Source organism: Psychroserpens ponticola, from assembly GCF_023556315.2.
Taxonomy (GTDB): domain Bacteria; phylum Bacteroidota; class Bacteroidia; order Flavobacteriales; family Flavobacteriaceae; genus Psychroserpens; species Psychroserpens ponticola.
In genome coordinates this window covers 2,175,368-2,202,198 of the sequence record NZ_CP116221.1, presented here as the reverse complement: position 1 = coordinate 2,202,198, position 26,831 = coordinate 2,175,368, and the positions used below count along the sequence as shown (strand labels likewise).

Annotated in this window: 16 protein-coding genes and 3 tRNA genes; 8 read left to right on the top strand and 11 right to left on the bottom strand. The window is 33.6% G+C overall.

Translation table 11 applies throughout. The annotated features are described in order from the left end of the window. Positions 1 to 155: 155 nt before the first annotated feature. Positions 156 to 8,255, top strand: a complete 8,100-nt coding sequence (locus tag MUN68_RS09910) for a T9SS type A sorting domain-containing protein (protein WP_272792359.1) — start codon at positions 156 to 158, stop codon at positions 8,253 to 8,255. Positions 8,256 to 8,575: 320 nt separating this feature from the next. Here the strand turns inward: MUN68_RS09910 and MUN68_RS09905 are convergent, their stop codons facing one another. Both MUN68_RS09905 and MUN68_RS09900 read right to left on the bottom strand, forming a co-directional pair. Continuing rightward, positions 8,576 to 8,944 carry a hypothetical protein gene (locus MUN68_RS09905; RefSeq protein WP_272792358.1) on the bottom strand — a complete coding sequence of 123 codons (369 nt, stop codon included), beginning with the start codon at positions 8,942 to 8,944 and terminating at the stop codon, positions 8,576 to 8,578. Positions 8,945 to 9,026: 82 nt separating this feature from the next. Beyond that, entirely contained in the window at positions 9,027 to 11,576 is a 2,550-nt protein-coding gene (locus tag MUN68_RS09900; protein ID WP_249997155.1) for an ATP-dependent Clp protease ATP-binding subunit, read from the bottom strand. 257 nt (positions 11,577 to 11,833) lie between these two features. On the opposite strand from MUN68_RS09900, the gene gyrA reads away from it, so the two are divergent. Then, complete coding sequence (gene gyrA / locus MUN68_RS09895; protein WP_249997151.1) at positions 11,834 to 14,383, top strand: DNA gyrase subunit A; 2,550 nt, start codon at positions 11,834 to 11,836, stop codon at positions 14,381 to 14,383. A 27-nt stretch (positions 14,384 to 14,410) separates the two neighbouring features. Beyond that, positions 14,411 to 15,676: a tetratricopeptide repeat protein gene (locus MUN68_RS09890; RefSeq protein WP_249997150.1), complete on the top strand. Its 1,266-nt coding sequence runs from the start codon at positions 14,411 to 14,413 to the stop codon at positions 15,674 to 15,676. A gap of 51 nt (positions 15,677 to 15,727) precedes the next feature. Here MUN68_RS09890 and MUN68_RS09885 read toward each other — a convergent pair whose 3' ends face one another. Together MUN68_RS09885 and MUN68_RS09880 are read right to left on the bottom strand one after the other, a co-directional pair. Beyond that, the gene (locus MUN68_RS09885) at positions 15,728 to 16,477 is read right to left on the bottom strand and encodes a C40 family peptidase (RefSeq protein ID WP_249997149.1); all 750 of its coding nucleotides are present in this window, start codon (positions 16,475 to 16,477) and stop codon (positions 15,728 to 15,730) included. Between the two features lie 9 nt (positions 16,478 to 16,486). Beyond that, complete coding sequence (locus MUN68_RS09880; protein ID WP_249997148.1) at positions 16,487 to 17,665, bottom strand: acetyl-CoA C-acyltransferase; 1,179 nt, start codon at positions 17,663 to 17,665, stop codon at positions 16,487 to 16,489. Positions 17,666 to 17,838: 173 nt separating this feature from the next. Here MUN68_RS09880 and MUN68_RS09875 point away from each other — a divergent pair, with 173 nt between their 5' ends. From MUN68_RS09875 to MUN68_RS09855, 5 genes are all read left to right on the top strand, one after another. Then, the gene (locus tag MUN68_RS09875) at positions 17,839 to 19,881 is read left to right on the top strand and encodes an HD family phosphohydrolase (RefSeq protein ID WP_249997147.1); all 2,043 of its coding nucleotides are present in this window, start codon (positions 17,839 to 17,841) and stop codon (positions 19,879 to 19,881) included. 92 nt (positions 19,882 to 19,973) lie between these two features. Then, positions 19,974 to 20,062 (top strand) — tRNA-Ser (locus MUN68_RS09870). Positions 20,063 to 20,099: 37 nt separating this feature from the next. Continuing rightward, positions 20,100 to 20,174: transfer RNA gene (locus tag MUN68_RS09865), tRNA-Pro, on the top strand. 50 nt (positions 20,175 to 20,224) lie between these two features. Then, positions 20,225 to 20,298, top strand: a tRNA-Arg gene (locus tag MUN68_RS09860). 186 nt (positions 20,299 to 20,484) lie between these two features. Continuing rightward, complete coding sequence (locus MUN68_RS09855; RefSeq protein WP_249997145.1) at positions 20,485 to 20,910, top strand: hypothetical protein; 426 nt, start codon at positions 20,485 to 20,487, stop codon at positions 20,908 to 20,910. Here MUN68_RS09855 and MUN68_RS09850 read toward each other — a convergent pair. From MUN68_RS09850 to MUN68_RS09820, 7 genes are read right to left on the bottom strand one after another with little or no spacing between them, the layout of a single operon-like run. After that, the gene (locus tag MUN68_RS09850) at positions 20,897 to 22,078 is read right to left on the bottom strand and encodes a class I SAM-dependent methyltransferase (RefSeq protein ID WP_249997144.1); all 1,182 of its coding nucleotides are present in this window, start codon (positions 22,076 to 22,078) and stop codon (positions 20,897 to 20,899) included. The genes MUN68_RS09855 and MUN68_RS09850 overlap by 14 nt on opposite strands. 5 nt (positions 22,079 to 22,083) lie before the next feature. Continuing rightward, a complete protein-coding gene (locus MUN68_RS09845) occupies positions 22,084 to 23,172 on the bottom strand; it encodes an AI-2E family transporter (RefSeq protein ID WP_249997143.1) in 1,089 nt (362 codons plus the stop codon). Between the two features lie 20 nt (positions 23,173 to 23,192). Beyond that, complete coding sequence (locus tag MUN68_RS09840; protein ID WP_249997142.1) at positions 23,193 to 23,693, bottom strand: TrmH family RNA methyltransferase; 501 nt, start codon at positions 23,691 to 23,693, stop codon at positions 23,193 to 23,195. Position 23,694: 1 nt separating this feature from the next. Next, positions 23,695 to 23,901 (bottom strand): hypothetical protein, encoded by a 207-nt coding sequence (locus tag MUN68_RS09835; protein ID WP_249997141.1) that lies wholly within the window; start codon positions 23,899 to 23,901, stop codon positions 23,695 to 23,697. A 1-nt stretch (position 23,902) separates the two neighbouring features. Then, on the bottom strand, positions 23,903 to 24,562 hold the full coding sequence (locus MUN68_RS09830; protein WP_249997140.1) for a DUF4159 domain-containing protein: 660 nt from the start codon (positions 24,560 to 24,562) through the stop codon (positions 23,903 to 23,905). A gap of 45 nt (positions 24,563 to 24,607) precedes the next feature. Next, a complete protein-coding gene (locus tag MUN68_RS09825) occupies positions 24,608 to 25,729 on the bottom strand; it encodes a GTP cyclohydrolase (protein ID WP_249997139.1) in 1,122 nt (373 codons plus the stop codon). A gap of 12 nt (positions 25,730 to 25,741) precedes the next feature. Continuing rightward, complete coding sequence (locus tag MUN68_RS09820) at positions 25,742 to 26,731, bottom strand: transporter (RefSeq protein WP_249997137.1); 990 nt, start codon at positions 26,729 to 26,731, stop codon at positions 25,742 to 25,744. Positions 26,732 to 26,831: the final 100 nt, after the last annotated feature.

Sequence of the window (26,831 nt, the reverse complement as noted above, 5' to 3'; positions counted from 1 at the left end):
TGATTTGACCTTGCGATATTTCGTATGTTAATTTTACTCATTTAAAGCAAACCTATTGCCTAAGCTAAAACTAGCTTTAGGTTATATCAGATTACAGAAATGTAGTCAAATATAAATGTTAAAATAATTTTAATTTAAAACCAAATTCTATGTTTATGAGCAATTTTACCCGAAGTGGTGGTCGCGCCAAAATCTGGCAGTCTATCACAAATTTATCGTGTTGTAGCCTTGATCTTATTACAAATCAAACAAGAGTTATGAAGGCGTTTGCCTTTGTGATGCTTTTTGGGTTTAGTATAAGTACAGTCGCAGCACAATCGTTAGAGAGAAGATCTTTCATCGAAGGCTGTCAAGACGAGGCACCAGCAGGACCAAGTGAGGCAGATGTAGCGAACTTGTATTTAAATCAATGTGGCGACACTCCAGCAGAAGTTATCAAGTCATCAATCATGTCAGGTAATGATTGTGATTGGACAGTTGAATACACTTACTCTATAAAGTGTGGTTCATTCGAAGGCGAGATAAAGATTCCTTATACAGGAGGAGATAGAACACCTCCATTATTAAATGAAGGCGCTCAAGTTCCAAGTGGAGCAACAGGTTTAAACTTATGTTTTAATCAAGCACCAAGCGGTCCAAAATTATCAACAATAGCAGGTCTTTACACAGATAACTGTGGAGAAGTTCTAGTAGAGAAGTTTGGTTCCCCTCAAGGCGATGATTGTTCATGGACAGCAAATTACAAGTATACAATTATGGATACTTGTGGTAACATGTTAGCGGATTTAGATATTCATTATAGTGGAGGCGATACTCAAGCGCCACAATTAAATAAAGGATCAGAAGTTCCAACAGGAATGAATGGTTTAAACTTATGTTATGATCAGAAACCATTAGGTCCAACAGAAGCAGAAATAGCAGCCTTATATTGGGATAATTGCGGAACAGTAACGGTAACAAAAACATTAACGACAGAAAAAGGTAATGATGATTGTAAATGGTTATCAGCATTTGAGTATACAATTCAAGATGACTGTGGGAACTTTGCAGAGCCAATCTTTATTGAGTACATGGGAGGTGATTCAGAAGCACCAGTATTAAGTGGCGTTCCAGCAAATACAGAAGTATCATGTATAGATTTAATACCAGCAGCAGCTAATGTTACAGCAACAGATAACTGTACAGCAAATGTTGAAGTAATTCTTAATGAGAATTATGATAATCTAGGATTAGCTTGTGAAGGCGGAGAATTAGTAAGAACATGGTCAGCAATGGATCTATGTGGAAACATGGCCGTTGTAGGTACTCAAACAATAGTTGTGTTACCAGCACCAATGGCAGAATTTGCACCAGTTTCACCAGAGACAATTTCATGTGAAGCAGCATTTAACTTCCAAGCAGAAGATTTATTATATAGCAATGGTATATCAAAAAGTGCATGTTCAATTCAAGGATCAGTATCAGGAACAGTAACACCAAACTTTACACTTTGTGGAGGAGATATTACTGTAAACTGGACGTATTCAGATGACTGTGGACGAACAATAAACGCGGAGAAGGTTTATACCGTAACACCAGCACCAGCAGCGACATTAGACGCAACAGATAATACACCATTAAGTTGTGAGGAAGCATCCTCATATGTTGCAGGATCATTAGGCTATAGTAATGGCTTAGAAGGAGATTGTAGTATAAATGGTTCAATAGCACCAATTCAAAAGAATTTATTTGATGCTTGTGGCGGAAAAATCACAGTAAACTATATCGGAGAAGATACATGTGGTAATCCATTAAGTACATTAGTAGATATCGTAGTCTTACCAGCACCAGCGGCAGAGTTTGAAGCTATTGATGTTGAGTCAGAATTATCATGTTCAGATGCATCCGGTTATGTAGCAGCAGCATTAAATTATTCAAATGGCTTAGAAGGAGATTGTAGTTTAGATGGATCAGTAAACCCAGAACAAGTAAATGATTTTGATTCATGTGGCGGAAAAATCACAATAACTTGGACAGGAGAAGATGCTTGTGGAAACCCATTAAGCGCAACAGTAGATATTAATGTATTACCAGCTCCAGAAGCTAGTGTAACTACTCCAGAGTTTGCTGAATCACTGTCTTGTGAAGAAGCTAATGCTTTCAATGCGGCAAACGCAACATATACAAATGGATTAGATGGTACTTGTAATATTTCAGGAGAACTTGAAGCAACAGTACAGAATAGTTATGGAAATTGTGGTGGATTTATTACAGTTTCATATTCAGGAGAAGATGCATGTGGACGTCCACTAAATGCAGGTCCATTTGAAATTATTGTAATTCCAGCACCACAACCTACAGTGTCAGTTCCAGAATTCCCATCAGATATTATGTGTTCAGAAGCAGCAAACTTTACAGCTGCGGATGCTACTTATAGTAATGGTTTAGATGGTACTGCTTGTGGATTAACAGGTGCTATTAATGCTGATGTAGATTTTAACTATGACCTTTGCGGAGGAACAATTACTGTTAATTATTTAACTAAAGATGCTTGTGATAGAGATTTGATGGCAGGACCATTTGTAATCAATGTTACACCAGCGCCAGAGGCTAGTTTCGAAGAAACAGAACACGAAGATATTACATGTTCAGAAGCAGCAAATTATGAAGCAGGATTATTATCATATTCTAATGGTTTAGAAGGTGAATGTGGAATTAATGGTTCAGTAGACGGAGTATTAAGTGGAGAGTTTAACTCATGTGGAGGTTTATTGTTTGTAGATTGGACTTATACAGATCAATGTGGACGAACAATTACAGCAAGAAAGCAATTAAAAGTAGGTCCAGCACCAGAGGCAACGTTAGATACATTAGAGGATGAGATGTTAAGTTGTTCAGATGCAGATTCTTATCAAGCAGACTCATTGTATTATACAAATGGATTAGAAGGTACATGTAATATTTCAGGATATTTAGAGCCAACTCAAACGAATAATTTTGATGAGTGTGGCGGAGAAATCACAGTAACATGGTCAGGAGAAGATGTTTGTGGACGTGCATTAAGTGCTTCACAAACGATATCAGTAGATCCAGCACCAATGGCTGAATTTATAAATCCTTTACCAAATATCAATGTAACATGTGATTTAGCAGACGATTATATCGTTACTAATTTAGCATATAGTAATGGTTTAGAAGGAACTTGTGGAATCAATGGAGATGTACCAGGAGTAAAAACAGGAAGCTATGATGCATGTGGAGGAACTTTATATGTAGACTGGAAATTTGTAGATGATTGTGGACGAGAAATCGAATACAGAAAAACAATTACAGTTTTGCCAGCACCAGAAGCAAGTGTAACAACACCAGAACTTCCAGCTAGTATTGATTGTTCAGATGCAGCAGGATATATGGCAGCAAACGCAAGCTATACAAATGGCTTAACAGGTTTATGTGAGATTTCAGGAGAATTAGAAGCTACTATCGTACCAGATTATACTGTATGTGGAGGAAAGCTAACCGTAACTTGGTCAGGATATGACGTATGTCAAAATCCATTAAGTGCAGGTCCAATTGAGATCATCGTTAATCCAGCACCAGAAGCAAGTGTAACAACACCAGAACTTCCAACTAGTATTGATTGTTCAGATGCAGCAGGTTATATGGCAGCAAATGCAAGCTATACAAATGGTTTAGAAGGAACATGTAATATCTCAGGAGAATTAGAAGCTACTATCGTACCAGATTATACGTCATGTGGAGGAAAATTAACTGTAACTTGGAGAGGATATGACGAATGTCAACGTCCATTAAGTGCAGGTCCAATTGAGATCATCGTTAATCCAGCACCAGAAGCAAGTGTAACAACACCAGAACTTCCAACTAGTATTGATTGTTCAGATGCCGCAGGTTATATGGCAGCGAATGCAAGCTATACAAATGGTTTAGAAGGAACATGTAATATCTCAGGAGAATTAGAAGCTACTATCGTACCAGATTATACGTCATGTGGAGGAAAATTAACTGTAACTTGGTCAGGATATGATGAATGTCAACGTCCATTAAGTGCAGGTCCAATTGAGATCATCGTTAACCCAGCACCAGAAGCAAGTGTAACAACACCAGAACTTCCAGCTAGTATTGATTGTTCAGATGCCGCAGGTTATATGGCAGCAAATGCAAGCTATACAAATGGTTTAGAAGGAACATGTAATATCTCAGGAGAATTAGAAGCTACTATCGTACCAGATTATACGTCATGTGGAGGAAAATTAACTGTAACTTGGAGAGGCTTAGACGAATGTCAACGTCCATTAAGTGCAGGTCCAATTGAGATCATCGTTAACCCAGCACCAGAAGCAAGTGTAACAACACCATTACTTCCAACTAGTATTGATTGTTCAGATGCAGCAGGTTATATGGCAGCAAATGCAAGCTATACAAATGGTTTAGAAGGAACATGTAATATCTCAGGAGAATTAGAAGCTACTATCGTACCAGATTATACGTCATGTGGAGGAAAGTTAACTGTAACTTGGAGAGGCTTAGACGAATGTCAACGTCCATTAAGTGCAGGTCCAATTGAGATCATTGTTAACCCAGCACCAGAAGCAAGTGTAACAACACCAGAACTTCCAACTAGTATTGATTGTTCAGATGCAGCAGGTTATATGGCAGCAAATGCAAGCTATACAAATGGTTTAGAAGGAACATGTAATATCTCAGGAGAATTAGAAGCTACTATCGTACCAGATTATACGTCATGTGGAGGAAAGTTAACTGTAACTTGGTCAGGATATGACGAATGTCAACGTCCATTAAGTGCAGGTCCAATTGAGATCATCGTTAATCCAGCACCAGAAGCAAGTGTAACAACACCAGAACTTCCAGCTAGTATTGATTGTTCAGATGCAGCAGGTTATATGGCAGCAAATGCAAGCTATACAAATGGTTTAGAAGGAACATGTAATATCTCAGGAGAATTAGAAGCTACTATCGTACCAGATTATACGTCATGTGGAGGAAAATTAACTGTAACTTGGTCAGGATATGACGAATGTCAACGTCCATTAAGTGCAGGTCCAATTGAGATCATTGTTAACCCAGCACCAGAAGCAAGTGTAACAACACCATTACTTCCAGCTAGTATTGATTGTGTAGATGCCGCAGGTTATATGGCAGCAAATGCAAGCTATACAAATGGTTTAGAAGGAACATGTAATATCTCAGGAGAATTAGAAGCTACAATCGTACCAGATTACGATGCATGTGGTGGAAAGTTAACTGTAACTTGGTCAGGATATGACGTATGTGGACGTCCATTAAGTGCAGGTCCGATTGATATAGAAGTAAATCCAGCACCAGCACCAGTATTCGATTCAATCGAATCCGTTAGTATTGCATGTGAGGATTTAGCAAGTTATGAGCCAGAATTCTTAGGCTACAGCAATGGTATTGATGGAACATGTGGAATAAATGGAGAGGTTCAAGGAGTTGCTGATGAATTTACAGGAAGCTGTGGAACATTTGAAGTTCATTTCTCATATGTTTCTTGTGGCGTAGAGATAACATCAAAACAAACAATCACAGTAATTGATGAAACAGCTCCAATATTAGTAGGAGAGTTGCCTCAAGGATTATCAGATGTAAACGCATGTTTATCAGGAGCACCAGCTCCACCAACAGAGGAGGAGATTGAAGCCTTATTTACAGATAACTGTGGAAATGTAAATGCAACCTTAGTAATCACATCTCCAGAGGAGAATACAGATTGCTTATGGGCAGTATTATACAGATATACAATTGTTGATGACTGTGGAAACTATGCAGCACCAGTTAAAATTTACCATAACGGTGGAGATAAGTCTGCACCAGAATTGGTAGGAAACTTACCAGAAGGTGTTACAGGCTTACAGTGTTTAAGCGAAAATCCAGGAGCGCCAGATTTAGGAGCTATTCAGGATGCTTATACAGATAACTGTGGAGATGTAATGGTTACGCCATTTGAGCCTAATATTCAAGGAGATGATTGTGGATGGACTGCTACTTACGAGTATGAGATTAAAGATACTTGTGGAAACAAATTACCAAACTTAGTAATTGTAAACAGTGGTGCAGATACAATGGCTCCAGAATTAGATGGAGAGATTCCAATGGGAGAGAATACAGTAAATGCATGTAAAGATTCTGATTTGGGAGAACCAACAGAAGAAGATATAGCAGCATTATTCTCAGATAACTGTACAGATATTACAGCAGATAATGTAACTAAGATTGAAAAATTAGCTATAGGATCAGATTGTGAGTGGATACGAGTATTTGAATACATCGTTAAAGATGATTGTGGTAATGTTTACCCTACATTCAAAGTGAACTACCAAGGAGGTGATTCTGAAGGTCCAATGGCTACTGGTCAGTGTACAGATGAAGTTATGGTTCTTAATACTAGTGATTGGGATGGCTTAGCTTGTCCAGAAGATGCAAGTCTTTCTCTGGTAGATGGAGATGTAATATCAGTAGATTCAGAATGGACTGTAGGAGGAATTCCAGCAGGAGCAATAGGATCAATTTACGGATGTTATACTGATAACTGTACTGCAGTTGAAGACTTAACATTTACTGTAATCGGATTAGAGGAATCTAAATCAGATTGTTCAACGACATTAACAGTTACATTTGATGTAGAGGATAGTTGTGGAAACAAATCAGCAGATCCATTAGTATGTACATTTATTATAAATGATACAACAGCACCAGAATTAACTTGCCCAGCAGGTGAAGACTTTGGTACTGTAACTGAAACACCAGACTTTATTGATAAAGCAACTTGGACAGATAACTGTCAAGGTAATGGTGAAACGGCTGATTATACAGATGTACTTACTGAAGAGCAAGGAGAAGTTGCATATGTAGAAGGTGATTATGTGTTTACTTTTGAAGCAGGCTATGTGCTAACATTGGGAGGTCAACCAGCAGGTACTCAAAATGATAAACCATATTATGCAGGATCTATAACAACTAACGGAAACCCATCACCACAGTATGGTACTTTCGAAGTTATTTATAATTCAGGTAGTGGGCAGTATGAAGTTATGCAAGATTTCGGAAATGGACCATTCGTAGCAGGAACAGCAAGTGCAGATGCATTTGAAACATGTGATGCTGATGCATGGTACTTTGAAGAGCAAGATGGTCATAATAAAGCATTTACTTTAGAGTGTCCTGAATACTCAAGCACAACGACTTACACATTAGTACGTACATTTACAGCAGATGATGGATGTGGAAATATTGGTGAATGTGAGACTACTTACACTTGGACTATCGGTCAAGCTTGTGATGATGTTGCACCAGTATTAGAGTGTCCAGCAGATGAAGACTTTGGTATTGTACAAACAGCACCAACAGCATTTGCAACTTCAGCACCTTACAGTGATGAAGGAAATGCAGGAGGAACAACTGAAACATATTCAGATGTTGATAGTTCAGAACAGTACTTTGGAGAGTCAACTGAATTGAGTATAGGTTGTATTGAAGATGGCGTTTTATTTGCCGTAGTTAATTTTGTAAGAACAGGATTCAATGGAGATGGTATTGCAGAGTATGCAACTGGTACAAGAGATGATGCTCCAGAATTGACATATGAATTGATTTACGATTCGTCTACAAGTACTTGGATAACAGAAGAGTATCAGAATGGAGTGTTCTTATCAAATATATGGTTCTCACCTTCGTCTGATAATGCACCTTCTTGTGATCCAGCAGATTGGGATATTAACTCAAGTAGATGTGATTCAATCTTTGTTGATTGTGGATTCGCAGAGTTAGATTATACAGAGTATACTAAAACAAGAACATTTACTGCTACAGATGATTGTGGTAATGAAGATACTTGTGATGTCGTTTATACTTGGGTAATTGATAATGAACCATCTGCTAGAAATTCTAGTTATACTGTAGGTTCTAATAGCGATGTTAGACCACTATCATTAACTGGTTCAAAAGAAGAATCTAAAATTGATTTCAAAGCGTTCCCAGTACCATTTGATAATGAGGTAACACTTACATATGAGTTTGATTACAGAACAGACGTAACTATTGAGTTCTTTGATACTAAAGGTTTATTAGTATTAACTGAAACAAACACTAGATATGTTGCAGGTTCCACAGGTAGAACTAAATTAGATCTATCAAGAACTTCTAATCAAGTCTTCTATGTGAAGTTAACGACAAATCAAGGTTCAGTTACTAAGAAGTTAGTATCTTCAGGGAAATAGTAAATTAGATTTAAATAATTAGGGAATTCCCTAAGGGTATATATAAAAGGCAGCTAGAAATAGCTGCCTTTTTGTATGCATTATTTTGAGATTTGAAATATGTGTTTTGTCACATCGACAGAACGAAGCATGAGAAACGAGATATCTTGTTGAATTAAAATATTGATATCATTAAATGGTAAGATTGTTATGAGCCTAAAATAAATAAAAATGACTTTTATTTTAAAAGGTTTCAATTACAATTAATTTGACAGATGGTTGATTTAAAGTGTAATTTATAGTTGTTAAAAATAAAGAAAGATGCTTTTATAGGAATACCATTAAATAGAAAGGACTGTATTAGCCCAAATAGTAGCTTCTTCAATAGTATCAAGAATTTCAAAAGGTTTATTTAAAAAGAGCTTTTCAATTTCAGCATTGCGTTTAGCTTTATAATCTGCGGAAACTACACAAAATCCTGCTAGATTTTTAATTTTAGAAGTTTCTTTATAAATGGCAGGATCTACTGAATAAGAATGTAAGCGATGAGTGATATAAACAAAAGGTTTATTTTTATAATAGGTATCAGCAACATTTAATAATACATCGTTGTGCGTAGTTGTAACAGTAATGCCTTCATTTATAACTACTATCATATAGTAATCGTAAATATGCATGGTACAAAAATCATATTTTAATACATCAGTCACATCTAAAATTAGTAATTACTACGATGGAAAGCAAAAAAAACGTCTTGAAATTTCAAGACGTTTTTAATTTGATATATCAATATTATGATTCAGCTTGCTTTTTAGGCTTCTCTATTTTTATAGTTAATTCATCAGATTTTGTATCTAAATCCATAATAATAGTATCACCTTCTTGCAATTGTGAATTAATAATTTCTTCTGCCAATGCATCTTCAATATACTTCTGTATAGCTCGTTTTAAAGGTCTTGCTCCATATTGCTTATCAAACCCTTTTTCAGCTATGTAATCTTTAGCCTTAGTACTTAATTTAAGTTTATAGCCTAAATCTTTTATGCGTTTAATTAAGAATGCTAATTCGATATCAATAATTTTATTGATATCATCTTTTTCAAGTGCATTGAATACCATTACATCATCTATTCTGTTAAGAAATTCAGGAGCAAAAGCTTTTTTTAGTGCATTTTCAATAATGCTTCTAGAGTTGTCACTTGCCTGAGCGGCTTTAGCTGAAGTACCAAAACCAACACCTTGACCAAAATCTTTCAATTTTCTGGCACCTATATTAGAGGTCATGATAATAATCGTGTTTCTGAAATCGATTTTACGACCTAAACTATCTGTCAAGAAACCATCATCAAGAACTTGAAGCATCATATTAAAAACGTCTGGATGTGCTTTTTCAATTTCATCTAATAAAATAACAGCATAGGGTTTACGTCTAACTTTTTCAGTAAGTTGTCCACCTTCTTCATAACCAACATATCCTGGAGGTGCTCCAACAAGTCTAGAAATAGCGAATTTCTCCATATATTCACTCATATCTATTCTTATTAAGGCATCTTCACTATCAAATAATTCACGAGCTAATACTTTAGCTAACTGCGTTTTACCAACACCTGTTTGTCCTAAAAATATAAATGAACCAATTGGCTTATTAGGATCTTTAAGTCCAGCACGATTACGCTGAATAGCTTTAACAACCTTAGCAACAGCTTCGTCTTGACCAATTACCTTTCCTTTTATTAATTCAGGTAATTGAGCGAGTTTATTACTTTCAGTTTGAGCAATTCTATTTACAGGGATTCCAGTCATCATAGAAACAACATCGGCAACATTATCTTCTGACACTACTTCTCTATGTTGTTTGGTTTCTTCTTCCCATTTTTCTTGTGCTAATGCTAATTCCTTTTCTAAGCGTTTTTCATCATCTCTTAGTTTAGCAGCTTCTTCATACTTTTGCTTTTTAACAACCGTGTTTTTAGTTTCTTTTACTTCTTCAAGTTTCTTTTCAAGCTCTAATATTTGCTTAGGAACATCAATATTTGTGATGTGGACTCTAGATCCAGCTTCGTCTAAGGCATCAATAGCTTTGTCTGGTAAAAACCGTTCAGTCATATATCTATTGGTCAATTTCACACAAGCTTCAATAGCTTCGTCTGTATAATCAACATTGTGATGTTCTTCGTATTTTCCTTTAATATTATTAAGGATTTCAATGGTTTCTTCAACAGTTGTAGGTTCAACAATTACTTTCTGAAAACGACGTTCTAATGCACCATCTTTTTCAATATATTGTCTGTATTCATCTAATGTTGTTGCTCCAATACATTGTATTTCTCCACGAGCTAATGCAGGCTTGAACATATTAGAAGCATCCAAACTACCAGTTGCTCCACCTGCACCAACAATAGTATGTATTTCGTCAATGAACAAAATGATATCATCATTCTTTTCAAGTTCATTCATCACAGCTTTCATGCGTTCTTCAAACTGTCCTCTATATTTTGTTCCTGCAACTAAGCTAGCTAAATCTAATGTAACCACACGTTTATTAAAAAGAATACGTGATACTTTACGCTTTACAATTCTTAAAGCAAGACCTTCAGCAATGGCAGATTTACCAACACCAGGTTCACCAATAAGTAAGGGATTGTTTTTTTTGCGTCTACTTAATATTTGTGACACACGTTGTATTTCTTTTTCTCGACCTACAACGGGATCTAATTTGCCTTCTTCAGCCATTACAGTCAAATCTCTACCAAAGTTATCTAAAACAGGTGTTTTAGATTTTTTGGTTGATTTTGACCCTGTTTGACCAAAAGGATTTTGTTTAGCATCATCATCTTCTATTGGCTCATCATCAGAAAAAGATTCTGCTTTTGGCTCATCTATAAAATCATCATCGTTTGTAATCATAAATTTGAATTGTTCTTTAACATTATCGTAATCTACTTTCAGCTTATTTAAAAGCTTAGTTGTTGGATCGTTTTCATTTCTTAGAATGCACAATAATAAATGTGCTGTATTAATAGACGTGCTTTGGAAGAGTTTAGCTTCTAAAAATGTCGTTTTTAAAGCACGCTCTGCTTGTCGAGTCAAATGAAGGTTTTTCTTTTCATTTGATGTTATTGTAATATTAGGATTAGCAGGACTAAGAATTTCTACTTTCCGTCTTAAGTGATTCAAATCAATATCTAAAGCACTTAAAATATCTATTGCCTTTCCGCTTCCATCACGAAGCAAGCCCAACATTAAATGTTCGGTGCCTATAAAATCGTGGCCTAAACGTAAAGCTTCTTCTTTGCTAAACGCTATAACATCTTTAACTCTTGGGGAAAAATTATCATCCATATTAATCTCTTTCTGCATTAAAAATAGTAAAAACAAGTATAAAAAGGCAAAAACTATACCTTAAAATATTTGAATAGTCTAATAGACTAAAAAAACTTTACAAAATCAAAGTTTTTAACAAGTAACTTATTAAAAAAAAGCGTTAAAATTTGTTAATAAAAAATATTAAAAAAGGGATTTATAAGTTCTGTAAACACTATGAAATTGGTTATCTTAGCATGTTTTGAAAACCTACAAAAAATCTAATAATTTTATTTATGGCAGAAGGAGAAAAATTGATTCCTATTAACATAGAAGATGAAATGAAATCGGCTTACATTGATTATTCAATGTCAGTCATTGTGTCACGTGCATTACCAGATGTAAGAGACGGCTTAAAACCTGTTCACAGACGTGTATTATATGGTATGCATGAATTAGGAGTTCGATCTAATACAGCCCACAAGAAATCGGCTAGAATTGTTGGAGAAGTTCTTGGTAAGTACCATCCACATGGTGATACTTCAGTTTATGATGCAATGGTTCGTATGGCTCAAGAATGGAGCTTACGATATATGTTAGTCGATGGACAAGGAAACTTTGGCTCTATTGATGGAGATAGTCCTGCAGCAATGCGTTATACAGAAGCGCGTATGCGTAAGATATCTGAAGATATGCTTGCCGATATTGATAAGGAAACTGTTGATCATAAATTAAATTTTGATGACACTTTACAAGAGCCTACTGTATTGCCTACGCGTATTCCAGGTCTTTTAGTTAATGGTGCATCTGGTATTGCAGTTGGTATGGCTACCAATATGCCACCTCATAATTTGAGTGAAGTTGTTGATGGAACTGTAGCTTACATTGAAAATAATGACATTGAAATAGATGAACTTATTACGCATGTAAAAGCACCAGATTTTCCAACAGGTGGAACCATTTATGGATACGATGGTGTTCGTGAAGCTTTTAAGACAGGTCGTGGACGAATTGTCATGAGAGGAAAAGCTATTATTGAAGAAGTACAAGGAAGAGAAACTATTATCGTTACCGAAATACCATATCAGGTTAATAAAGCTGATATGATTAAGAAAACGGCTGACCTTATTAATGATAAAAAGATTGATGGTATTTCTTTAATTAGAGATGAATCTGATAGAAATGGTATGCGTATCGTTTATGTATTAAAACGTGATGCCATTCCTAACATTGTTTTAAACATGTTGTATAAGTATACAGCATTACAATCATCTTTTAGTGTTAATAATATTGCATTAGTTAAAGGACGTCCACAATTGTTGAATCTTAAAGACATGATTCATCACTTTGTGGAACACAGACATGAAGTGGTTGTAAGACGTACTAAATATGAGTTGCGAAAAGCAGAAGAACGTGCTCATATATTAGAAGGTTTAATTATCGCTTCAGATAATATCGACGAAGTTATTGCACTTATAAGAGCATCTTCAAATGCAGATGAAGCTAGAGAAAAGCTAATTGAACGTTTTAAACTTTCAGAAATTCAAGCGAAAGCCATTGTCGAAATGCGTTTGCGTCAATTAACTGGACTAGAACAAGACAAACTTCGTAACGAGTACGAAGAATTGATGAAAACCATTGAAGATTTGAAAGACATTCTTGACAAAAAAGAGCGTCGTATGGATATCATTAAAGACGAACTTTTACATGTTAAAGATAAATATGGTGATGAGCGTCGTTCATTAATCGAATATGCTGGAGGAGATTTAAGTATCGAAGATATGATTCCAGATGAACAAGTAGTGATTACTATTTCACATGCTGGTTATATAAAAAGAACATCACTTACAGAATATAAAACTCAAAATAGAGGAGGTGTTGGTCAAAAAGCATCGACGACTAGAAATGAAGATTTCTTAGAGCATTTATTTGTTGGAACTAACCACCAATATATGTTATTCTTTACTCAAAAAGGAAAATGTTTCTGGATGCGTGTTTATGAAATTCCTGAAGGAAGTAAAACATCTAAAGGAAGAGCAATTCAAAACCTTATAAATATTGAGCAAGATGATAAAGTAATGGCTTTCATTTGTACTCAAGATTTAAAAGACGAAGACTACATCAATAGTCATTATGTAATCATGGCGACTAAAAATGGTCAGGTAAAGAAAACATCTTTAGAGCAATACTCTCGTCCGAGAACCAATGGTATCAATGCCATTACCATTAAGGAAGATGACGAATTGTTAGAAGCAAAATTAACTACAGGAAATAGTCAAGTTATGCTGGCTCTTAAATCTGGTAAAGCCATCAGGTTTGAAGAAGCTAAAACGCGTCCAATGGGAAGAAATGCTTCAGGTGTTAGAGGAATTAGACTACAGCATGACAAAGATGAAGTTGTTGGAATGGTTACTGTTGAAAATCCACAAGAAGAATCTGTACTAGTTGTTTCTGAAAAAGGTTACGGAAAACGAACGTATATTGATGACCCAGAAGATGGAGAAGCAGTGTACAGAATTACAAACCGTGGAGGTAAAGGTGTTAAAACCATTTCAATCACTGAAAAAACAGGACATCTAGTTGCTATCAAAACGGTTACAGATGAAGATGATTTAATGATTATTAATAAGTCTGGTATTGCAATTAGAATGGCAGTAAATGATTTACGTGTTATGGGTCGTGCTACTCAAGGTGTTAAATTGATTAACCTTAAAGGAAGTGATTCTATCGCAGCTGTAGCCAAAGTCATGAAAGATGAAGATGAAGATGAATTAGATGTTGAAGACTCTGGCATTCAAGGTCTTAATGAAGATGGCACAACTCTTGATACCAACGAAGAAGAATAACAACAATAAAAACTAAACATAGTAATAATGAAAAAACAAATTATAATTGCTTTAGCACTATTAGTTAGTACCTTTTCTTTTTCTCAGAAAGACGAACTAAAAGCAGCTGAGAAAGCAATAAAAAGCAAAAATTTTGCTGATGCTAAAACGGCAATTCAATCAGCAGAATCACTTATAGATTCAGCAGATGATAAGATGAAAGCAAAGTTTTATTTCTTAAAAGGACAAGCGTTATATGCAAATGGTGCTGGATCTAATGACGATACAGATAAAGCTATTGCGAGTTTTAATAAGGTAAAAGATATTGAAGCTAAAGCTGGTAAAGGAAAGTATTCTTCTAACGTAGATGAATTAAAGCAACAAATGCTAGCTAATTTTTTAACTAAGGCAAATACAGCTTGGCAAGAGAAACGTTTTGTTGAGTCTTCAGATGGATTTAACAAAGCATATCGTATGTCTACTAAAGATACCTTATACCTTTATTATGCAGCATCTTCAGCAGTGAATGCACAAGATTATGATACTTCATTAAAATTATATGAAGAGTTAAGAGAGATGGGATATACTGGTATTGTTAAGGAGTACTCAGCTACGATTAAAAATACTGGTGAGTCTGAAAGTTTTGATAGTAAATCTTTAAGAGATTTTGCTTTAAAGGCTGGAACTCATATTGTTCCTAAAGAAACACTTACAGATTCAAAATTGCCTTTAATTAAAAAAATGCTTGCAGATATTTATATCTTCAAAGGAGAAGACGATAAAGCTATTGCAGCAATTAAAGAAGCTAGAGCTGAAAATCCAGATGATGCAACTCTTATTATTGCTGAAGCTAATATTGAATATAAACTTGGTAATAATGATAAATATAAAAGCTTAATGGAGGAAGCCATTTTGAAGGATCCTAACAATGCAACGCTTCGTTATAATGTTGGTGTGATGACCATGAAGGAAGGCGAATATGAGACTGCTAGAGCGGCATTCAGTAAAGCTTTAGAATTTGATCCAACAATGAAAGATGCTGCGTTGAATATTTCTACTACTTATATTGAAGAAGGAAATAAACTTTTAGAAGAAATGAATAGTCTTGGTACATCTAGTGCTGATTTTGAGAGATATGATGAGTTAAAAGCTCAAAAAGTTAATCTGTTTCAAGAAGGAGCAAACATATTGGTTGAATTTTTAGAGGCTAATCCAGAAGGAAGTAATGGTATTTTTCAACAACTGAATAATATCTATTTAGCTGTTGGAGAAGTTGAAAAGGCTAAAATGTATAAAGCCATGATTAAAGAATAATTTAATAGTCTAAGTTATATAAAAAAAGCCATTCAATTTGAATGGCTTTTTTTATATAATTTTTTTGATAACTCTAAGTTTATGAGTATGTATATTCTTGTCAATATTATAAATGCCAGAATGGTCTAAACGATCAATTCGTACTTTACCATGTGCATGGATGATATAATTATCTTCCATAATAATGCCAACATGTGTAATTAGCCCTTCATTATTGTCAAAAAAAGCCAGATCTCCAGGTTCGCTTTCTTCAATAAAACTTAATGCAAGGCCTTGAGTAGCTTGTTGTGAAGCATCACGAAGTAAATTGTATCCATTTAATTTATATACCATTTGAGTAAAACCTGAGCAATCAATTCCAAAAGGTGTTTTTCCTCCCCAAAGATATGGAGCATTTAAATACATAAATGCAGTTTTAATCAGGTTTTCTTTAGGGTGTTTTGTAGACGTTGTACGACCATCAAACGTATGCTTTAGAAGACTCAACCCATTTAAAGAAGCTCCAAGTGGTATTGTAGATAATTGTTGATTTTCATCTTCAATATATTCTACTAAATCATTTGAAAGCATGTGATTTTCAATCTTAATAGACTTGTATTCATCTTCTGTGATTTCTAAATACTGTTTGTTATCTATCCAACCTTCATATTTATCATATGCTAAACGAATTTTACTCCAAGATTTACGTTGTTCTAGCACCTTGAAAATTTCACCATAAAGTACTTGAGAGATCAACTCGCAAGCGTCACTAGGTTCAACTCTAAGTGGAACAATACTCAGATTACAAATTCCGTATTGCATTACGATAAATTAATTGCGTTCTAATACTACAGCAGAAGCACCACCACCACCATTACAAATAGCTGCGGCTCCAGTTTTAGCATTGTTTTGTTCTAATACGTTAAGCAATGTAATCAAAATTCTAACACCAGAACAACCTAATGGATGTCCTAACGAAACAGCGCCTCCATTTACATTTACATTACTATCAGTAAGTCCGAGTAGTTTCATATTGGCAAGACCTACAACAGAAAAAGCTTCATTGAATTCAAAATAATCTACATCATCTATTGAAATCCCAGCCTTATCTAATGCTTTAGGTAGCGCTTTAGCAGGTGCAGTCGTAAACCATTTCGGTTCTTGTGCAGCATCAGCATAACCTTTAATAGTAGCTAGTGGTTTTAATCCTAATTCTTCAGCTTTATCTTTACTCATTAATACCATTGCGCCAGCTCCATCATTAATTGTTGAAGCATTTGCTGCAGTAACAGTTCCTTCTTTAGTAAAAGCAGGACGCAAAGCAGGTATTTTTTCCATTCTAACATTGCTGTATTCTTCATCTTTAGACACAATGATTGCATCACCACGACGTTGAGGCACTTCTACAGGAACAACTTCATTATTAAATTTTCCAGCGTCCCAAGCAGCAGCAGAACGATTATATGATTGAATAGCAAAAGCATCTTGATCTTCACGTGAAAAATTGTATTCAGAAGCACAGGCATCTGCACAAACTCCCATAGCATTTTTATCGTAAGCATCAACTAATCCGTCTTTTTGCATTCCATCTTCCATGGTAGCAGGACCAAATTTAGTTCCAGTTCTTGCGTGGTAATAATGAGGTATTAAACTCATGTTTTCCATTCCGCCAGCAACAATAATATCTGCATCACCTAGCGCTATAGATTGTACCGCTTGCATTACGGCTTTCATGCCAGAAGCACATACTTTATTTATAGTCGTACACGGAACAGAATCAGGTATGCCAGCATAAATAGCAGCTTGTCTTGCTGGAGCTTGTCCAGTCCCAGCCTGAACAACATTACCCATCAACACTTCTTGTACCATTTCTGGTTTTAAATTGATCTTATCTAAAGCTCCTTTTATTGCTGTAGCTCCAAGTTTGGGAGCTGGAACTGTTGATAAAGCACCTAAAAAACTTCCTATAGGTGTTCTTGCAGCGGAAACAATTACGACTTCTTTACTCATTTTAATTCCTTTTGTGTTATTTGATGCAAAATTAATCAATTTTAATAGATTTTTTGCTATCAAATTGATAACATCAAAAGTTTAATCTATTATATTTTATTACTTTTGAATGAATTCAAACCAATACAAATACACATTAACTTAAAGGTATTTGTAACTCCTTAATATTGAAGATGGAAGATTTAATTAATAAATGGTATAAAAATCATTCACTTTTTTATAAAGTGCTTTTGTTTTTAAGCACTACATTTTTAATTGTATACCTATTTCCAAAAAGTGGAAAGTTTAAATATAATTTTGATAAAGGTAAACCTTGGCAATCTGAAAATCTGTATGCACCTTTTGATTTTGCTATAAAAAAATCGTTTGAAGAAATAGATGAAGAAGAACAAGACATTAAGGATGCTAGTCCTATATATTTTGATATAAAGACAAAGACCAAATTTGAAGTTTTAGAAATGTATGCTCTAAATTTTGAAAATAAATTTTCAGATACCATACCTAAAAAAAGAGTGTTATATGATGTAGGAAAGTCTGCTGTAGAAACTTTATATGGCTATGGTGTTCTTGATGAGGATTATAAATATCCTGAAAATAAAAACATCATTTTAGTTGAAGATCAGAAGCTAATTTCAAGAACTACTTTTGATCAATTAACAAAGATTGATGAATTTAGAACAATTTTAGAAGATGCTTTAATTTATAACGATTTATCATCTTATAAAACCACATTTGTATCGTTGTTTTTTGATATAGTTAAATCTAATGTATCAATAAATTCATCACTTACTGATAATGCACTTCAAGAAGAATTAAACAGTATTTCGACTGTTAGAGGAAGTATAGAAAAAGAAACCTTGATTATTTCTAAAGGAGAGATTGTTGAAGGTAATAAATATGATATTTTAAAATCTCTTGAAACAGAGTATGAATCTCAAGTTTGGAATGCCTCAAACTATAACTTAGTTCTTTTTGCATATGCTTTACTTGTAGCTTTGGCACTTCTAATGCTACTGCTTTTCTTACGTAAGTATAGAATTGAAGTCTTTTTAGATAATACTAAAGTCACCTTTATTTTCTTCAATATATTATTGATGATTTTGTTGACAACCCTTATTATTAAATACAATTCTAGTCAAGTTTATGTCATCCCTTTATGTATTCTTCCTTTAGTTTTAAAAGCATTTTTTGATGCACGATTAGGATTGTTTGCTCATGTATTAACTGTTTTGCTATTAGGCTTTATAGTTCCTAATAGTTATGAGTATATGTTTTTACAAATTATCGCAGGTATAGTTACTATATTAACAGTTTCAGAATTATATAAGCGAGCGAATTTATTTATTTCTGTAGGTCAGATTACACTCATATATATTATAGCATATTTTGCATTTTTTGTAATTCATGAAGGAAATATCACAAACTTAAAACTTGAAACTTTCGGGCTTTTTATTTTATGCGGATTAGCGACATTGTTTGTTCAGCCGTTAATTTATATTTATGAAAAATTATTCGGTTTAGTTTCAGATGTGTCACTTTTAGAGCTTTCAGATACAAATACTAAGCTTTTAAAGGAGTTGTCAAATAAAGCGCCTGGGACTTTTCACCATTCTTTAAATGTTGCAAATTTAGCTGAAGCCTCTGCAAATGAAATTGGTGCTAATGCAATGTTGGTTAGAGTAGGAGCTTTATATCATGATATTGGTAAAATGAAATCTCCTACCTATTTTACAGAAAACCAAGCTACTGGAATCAACCCTCATGATGAGTTGTCTTCAAAGGAAAGTTCAAAAATTATTATTGACCATGTTATAGATGGAATTGAGATCGCTAAGAAAAATAATTTACCAGATCGTGTTATCGATTTTATTAGAACCCATCATGGAACAAGTATGGTATATTACTTTTATATGAAAGAGAAAGCACTTAATGAAAATACCAGTGAAGATGATTTTAGATATCCTGGTCCTAAACCATATAGTAAGGAAACTGCAATTTTAATGATGTGTGACAGTGTTGAAGCAGCTTCAAAAAGTTTAAAGGAACCGTCTTCTTCTAAAATTGATAAGTTTGTTGAATCTATAATAGCAAAGCAAATGGATGATGGGCAATTCTTGAATGCAAATATTACATTTAAAGAAATACAATCTATTAAGAAAGTCCTTAAAACGAAGTTAGCCAACATATTCCATCTTAGAATAGAATACCCAGAATAAATTTTCATAAAAAATTTAAAAAAATAGTTGCGTTCTTTGTAATGATAAGTTACATTTGCATCCGCAATTTATTGCTAAGTTCATATACAATTGGAGAGGTGCCTGAGTGGCCGAAAGGAGCGGTTTGCTAAATCGTCGTACCTAGAAATAGGTACCCAGGGTTCGAATCCCTGTCTCTCCGCTAATTTCATTTGAAATTTTATTAATTAGATAGCCTTCGGAGTGTAGCGTAGCCCGGTTATCGCGCCGCGTTTGGGACGCGGAGGTCGCAGGTTCGAATCCTGCCACTCCGACTAATTTTTTGCAGTATTCAAAATTTTTTTATTTTGAAATTTATGAGTAAGGGCTCTTAGCTCAGCTGGATAGAGCACCTCCCTTCTAAGGAGGCGGTCGAAGGTTCGAATCCTTCAGGGCTCACAAAAAGACTTAACAGAAATGTTAGGTCTTTTTTGTTTTTAGTCGATTTATAGTTGCATTTCGTCGATAATTGAATTGAAATTGTGTATTTCGTCGAAAATATCAAACATTTTGGCGGTAAAATGATGTGGTTTTGATTTTATTTCAGCTACATTTGTAGAATAATTTTCATTAAACCCCAAACCGATGAAAAACCTACTAAGAGCAACTGCTTGTGCAGTTGTTATGATTTCATGTTATAGTTGTTCTGTTGAATCAGCTGAAACCACCCAAGAAGAATCTTTAACAACTCAAGAAGACCTAGCTAGTTTTGTAGCTCCAGAGGTTCAATGTTCTAGTCAAGATCCTCAAGCAGTATTAACTAATAATAGTTTATTGCCAGTTGATTTTGAGGTGTTAGATCAATTTGGACTTTTAATAACTCATGCTTATGGAGTTGCTGCTGGTGATGTTTCTTCCGTTTTAACATTTCCTGATGGTGTAACTACTTTTATTGTTAGTACTGAAATATTTTCAAAAGAAATAAAAATTGATATGGAAAACTGTATGATTTATGAAGTTGAAATTGATGTAAACAATCAATTAAATACTGACGATCCTATTCAACTTTAGAACAGATTAAAACTATTTTTTCGTTCAATACGTTTGTTGTAAAGAAGAGGTAATTATTACCACCTTCTTTTATATCTAGTTTTTTTCGAATATTCTGAACCGTTTCAGGAAAGTTTCTAATAGTGATATTTGCCTTTTTTAAATGCTCTTTTTTTAGACGTTGTTTATGATAAGGTAAGACCTTGTCTATTTGAAAACGTCTTCCAGGAAATGCGAAGAGTGTATTTGATGTATAAAGATGACTATTACTATGTAGTTTGTTAATGTTTAATTTTGTTGACACAAGTTTGAATGCGCCAGATTTGTAAATTGCTACGTTTGGTTCATATAAATAGGAAAGAGGTTCGCTATAAACAGGATTTGCATCAAGTTCTTCATTTAAATAAAAATCGAATGCTTCTGTTTTTTGATTAGTTATGTCTACTGTTGAAACTTTAATGCTACCTGAATAATCTTTTTTTAGTACCCATAATAATTCTTTGACTTCATTTTTTACAGAAACAATATGAATGGATTCTACATGTTTCAATTCTTTTAATCCGATAGAAATATCTAAAAGAGGAGATGTTTTAACTAAAATCTGATCTGTTTTTGAAAAGAGGAATTCTAGATTCAAAGGTACGTTTGGTAAACAGTCTTCAAGGAAAAAAACCTTTCCCTTTTGATTGTGTCTTCGTGATGGATCAATATATATCCAATCAAAAATTTCCTCATTACATTTTAAAAAGGCTATACCATCTGTTGAAAAAAACTCTATATTATTTGATTGAAGTAATTTTGAATTATTGGCTACAATGTGGGAGAGTTCTTCGTTTATTTCACAATGAATTACTTTGGAAAACCGTTTTGAAAAATAGTGGCAATCTATTCCAAAACCTCCAGTGATGTCAATAATATTATTACCAGAAATTAGTTCAGATTTATATTTAGCTGTGATTTCAGAAGATGTTTGCTCAATATTTAGTTTATTTGGGAAATAGATTCCTTCAGTTTGAAACCAAGTTGGTAATTTGATTTTAGACTTTAGTTTGGCTTCAATTTGCTCAACTATCGCTTTGGTGTTAACTCCATTTATTTGTGTTCCTTTTAATAGAAGTTTTGTAATATCATCATTAAGATGAGAGTTTATATAGGATTGAACTTCTGTATGTAAAATGCTTTGATTCAATTGAATTAAAGATCTTGAGTTAGTTTTTTTACGACTTTATTTTCTGAAAGAAACTCTTTTAAGATCACTTTTATTGCTGTATATGATGGTACTGCTACGATCATGCCTACAATTCCGAATAACAATCCTGCAATAATAATTATTAAAAATATTTCAAGAGGATGTGATTTTACGCTTTTAGAAAAAATAAATGGCTGACTGAAAAAATTATCTACCAATTGGGCAATTACAAAACCAATCATTACATAGGTGGTCTTAGGTAAAATTACATCACTAAAACTTTCACCTAAATTGCTAGACATGGTTAAAACAATCATTAAAATTCCACTTACTAATGGTCCAACATATGGAATAAGATTAAGTAAAGCACATAAAAAAGCAATAACGATTGCATTGTCAATATCAAATATTAATAATACCACTGTATAGATTACAAACAGAATTAGAATTTGAAAGATTAAACCAACAAAGTATCTAGAGAGTAAATCTTTAATTTTTTCTGAAGAGTTTTTCCAACGAGATTCTTTAGAGTCTGGTATAAATGTGATAATTCCGTTTTCAAAAAGACGGCTATCTTTTAAGAAGAAAAATGAAATGAATAATACAGAAAACAAGCCAATGAGAGAGCTTCCTAATCCTTCAATAAATGAGTTTAAAAAATTTGGGAGTATAGAATAATCTAATTTAGATAGCATTCCAGAATCCTTTATAGATTGCTCAACATCAACTTTACTTAAATCAAAATAGGTGATAATCTCTGAATATAAGTTTTCAGCATTTCGTTGTAATTCATCAATATCTAAGAGTGATAAATTTTCACCTTGTTCTACGACCAAAGGTATAAACATTCTTATAAGACCTAATAGTAGCCCTATAAATAATACCATTGTAATGATAACTGCTATTGTGTTATTGAACTTAAGTTTGCGTCTTAAAAACAATACGATAGGCCTTCCAATTAATGAAATTACACCAGCAATTGCAATGTAAACGATTACGGATTGAATTTTATATAAAAAGATTAAAATAAGGCAAGCACCTAATAAAATAGCAATCGCTCTTAATATGCCATTTGCAATGATTTTTGAATTCATGATCTAAAGATATAAAACTGTTATAAGAATTGCTTAGTAATTTCGTATAAAGTAATTGAAGTTGCTTGCACAACATTCATACTGCTATTTTGGCCAAACATTTCTATATGTATGGTATTATCACATAAGTTCAAAAGAGTTTCTGAAACTCCAAAATTCTCATCACCAATTATAAGAGCAATGGGCTGATTTATAGAAAATTGATGTGTATATAATGATTTGCTAGTACTTGTTATTTCTAATGCAATAATCTGATAGCCATAGGATTTCAGTTTAGTTGCTATTTCTTCAGCATTATTTGAAACTTCAAAACACACAGACTTCTCAGTAGCACGTGATGTCTTAGTCATTTTTCGACCTAATGGAATATGATCACCACAAAACACTATTTTTTCAATCCCAAAAGCATCAGCAGTTCTAAACAAGCTGCCAATGTTTGGTGCATTTGTGACATTTTCGCAAACTAAAGTTATTGGGAATTTTCGTTTTGTAAACGATGTAGAGTAGTGGTTGAGTTGCATTTTATAGATGAAATGTCTTTCCGCAATTACAACTCATGTGTATTGGTGGATCTGCAAAAAAACATGTGATACCATTAGGAGGATATTGATGAAAATTTGAAATTCCAGTTGAGTATGTATGCTGATTTATATTTTGCATAGACTGAAAAACAAAAAGAAATGCCATTAATATTGAAAAAATCATATTTGTATTTCTTCTGGTTTTCATATTAATTCTCAAACGCATATTTTACAATATTGGCTCCCATTTTAAGCGCTTTTTCTCTAACACTTGGTGGATCATTATGAACTTCAGGATCTTCCCAACCATCACCTAAATCGCTTTCAAAAGTAAATAAAAGCACTAATCTGCTTTCGTAAAATAAACCAAATGCTTGTGGTCGTTTACCATCATGCTCATGTATTTTGGGTAAACCATCAATAAATGGGTAAGCGCTATTAAAAATTTCGTGTGTAGCAGGTAATTCGATGAGTTCTTGATTTGGAAATACTTTTTTAAGCTCCTTTTTTATGTAAGGTTCCATGCCATAATTATCATCAATATGTAGAAAACCACCAGAAATTAAGTAATTATGAAGGTTTTCAGCATCTTCATCACTAAAAAAAACGTTTCCATGACCTGTCATATGTAGCATTGGAAATTGAAAAATATCAATACTACCAACATCAACAGTTTCTGGTTTTGGATTCATTTTGGTGTTTATGTTCGCATTACAATATTTAATTAAATTAGGCAATGCAGTAGGATTGCTATACCAATCACCTCCACCTTTATATTTAACAATCGCTAAATCTTGAGCACTAGAATTAAAATTAATGAATCCTATGAAAAATAAAAAAAGGTATAGTGTTTTACGGAGTTTTGACATATTTCAAAAATATAAAATAACTGCTATCTAAAAGATGTTTTAACTTTAATTAAGGTTTTTTCTAAAAGTTTTTCGACGTCTAAACACAACAGGATCAAAATGTTTCCAGATTTTTTGAATGGCCTCATTGTCTTCAAGTTCTGGAGTTCTAATGCAGGTTTCTATACCTTTTACTTTAAAAGTTTCATAATATTCATTAAAAATTACAGCATGAACACCTTTATTTTGATATTCTGGGTGAATTCCTATAAGATAGAAAATGGCATCTTTGCTATTCTTTTTTGCATTTAAAATATGTCTAAATCCAAAAGGAAATAGTTTTCCATTAGCGTTTTGTAGTGCTTTTGAAAATGCAGGCATAACTATTGCAAAACCAACAAGATCATCATTTTTATCTACCACAAACTTAATGTATTCAGGATTTATGAAGCTTATAAATTTCTTTTTGAAGTATTCTTTTTGAATATCTGTAATTTTCACAAAGGAAGATAGTGAAGCATAACTCTCATTGAACAAGTCAAACATTTTGTCAACGTAAGGCATAACTTCTTCTGTTTTTGTGAATTTTAAAGCCGTTAAACTATAGCGACGTTTAATTAATTCTTGAGCTTTTGCAAAAAACTCTGGTTTTACATTTTCAAAAGGGAAAGTGCTTTCAACGTAAGTTTTTTCAGCTTTATAACCTAAAGCCTCATAATGTTTGATGTAATATGGATGGTTGTACCAAGTCACCATTGGTGCAATAACGTCAAATCCTTCGGTAATAATGCCTACTTTGTCTAAGTTTGAAAAGCCAACAGGTCCTTCGGCATATTCTAGATTGTTCTCAATGCCAATATGTTCAACGTTTTGAAGTAAAGCTTTTGAAACGTCAAAATCATCAATAAAATCAAACCATCCAAAACGCATTTTCTTTTGGTTTTGTCCATCTACTTCAAGCCAATTAATAATTGCAGCTACGCGACCAACAATAGTGTCGCCTTTGTAAGCAAGAAAAAAACGAGCTTCGGCATCTTCAAAAATGGGATTCTTTTTTTTATTAAAAGTTTGCAATTCTTGAGTTATAATAGGAGGTACCCAAGCTTTTGAGTTTTTATAAAGCCCAAAAGGAAACTTTACAAATTGCTTCAAGTCTTTTTTAGAATGAATTTCTTTAACAGTAATCATACACATTTTGGCTTAAAGGCTTCCGTCATCATCAAAGTCAGTATCATCTTTTTTCTTCTTTTTTTTCTTTTTCTTCTTTTTTGGTTTTCTTTTGTCAGCATCCTCTTTGGAGTTGCCGTTGTCTGTTTCCTTATCAACATGAAAATCCAATCGGTATGAAAGTCCAAAATTCACGCCAAACACTGATGGCGTGTCTTTAGTATTTAATGTAACCGCAGTATCTAGCTGAAAGTCTTTACTCCATAAGTATGCTCCACCAAAACGAAATAAATTATCAGCATAATATTCACTATCAATACCTTGAGTTTCGGCAAAAATAACCCATTGAGGGTTAAAAGAGTGAGTAAGTGTTAAGATGTATTGAAATTCAGAATAATCGGTTCCAATTCTGTCTTTTATTAAATTCATAATAAGTACCCAACCACCAGAAAAATTATTTTGTGTAGCAACCATGATTTTAGGACTAAAACCTTCAACGTCTGGAGGTAAATATGAATTATCTTTTGTGTCAAAATTTGCACCTGCATAAACTGCGACAGCAGGAATTAAAGAGCTCCATTTGAAAGTTCTATTTGCATGGTAACTATATAGATTCGGTTTCTCTTCTCCTGCATTTTTTAAAGGATCATACACCAGATATTTTGCGCCAATAGTAAAATTTTTAAAGTTAGAACGTTTATTCTCTACAGCTATAAATCCTCTATTATCTGTTCTAGTGTCATTTTGGTAAATCCCTTCAATATTTATTTCTAATTCTTCAAAAAGCAATCCGTATCGAGCGGCAAAATCAACTCCAAAACCTGAAACTTCATATTTTAAAGGGGTATGCTCTTCTTTAACAATATATGGCCCAACTTCAAGTTGAGCAACATTTGTGCCTACTGAAAAAGCACTTCTCGACACTCCAGGTCTATTCGAATTAATAACTTCTGTGTATTGAGCAAAAATAGATTGGGTGACAAAAAGGAGGAATATTGTAAAGGATACTTTGATGAAATTCATAGGCTTTTGATTTAAGTCAAATATAGAGATTTTATATTTTTTTTAAGTATTTATAACTGTTTTTAAATGCTTATAATTGTATTTTTGTTTAAATATCTAT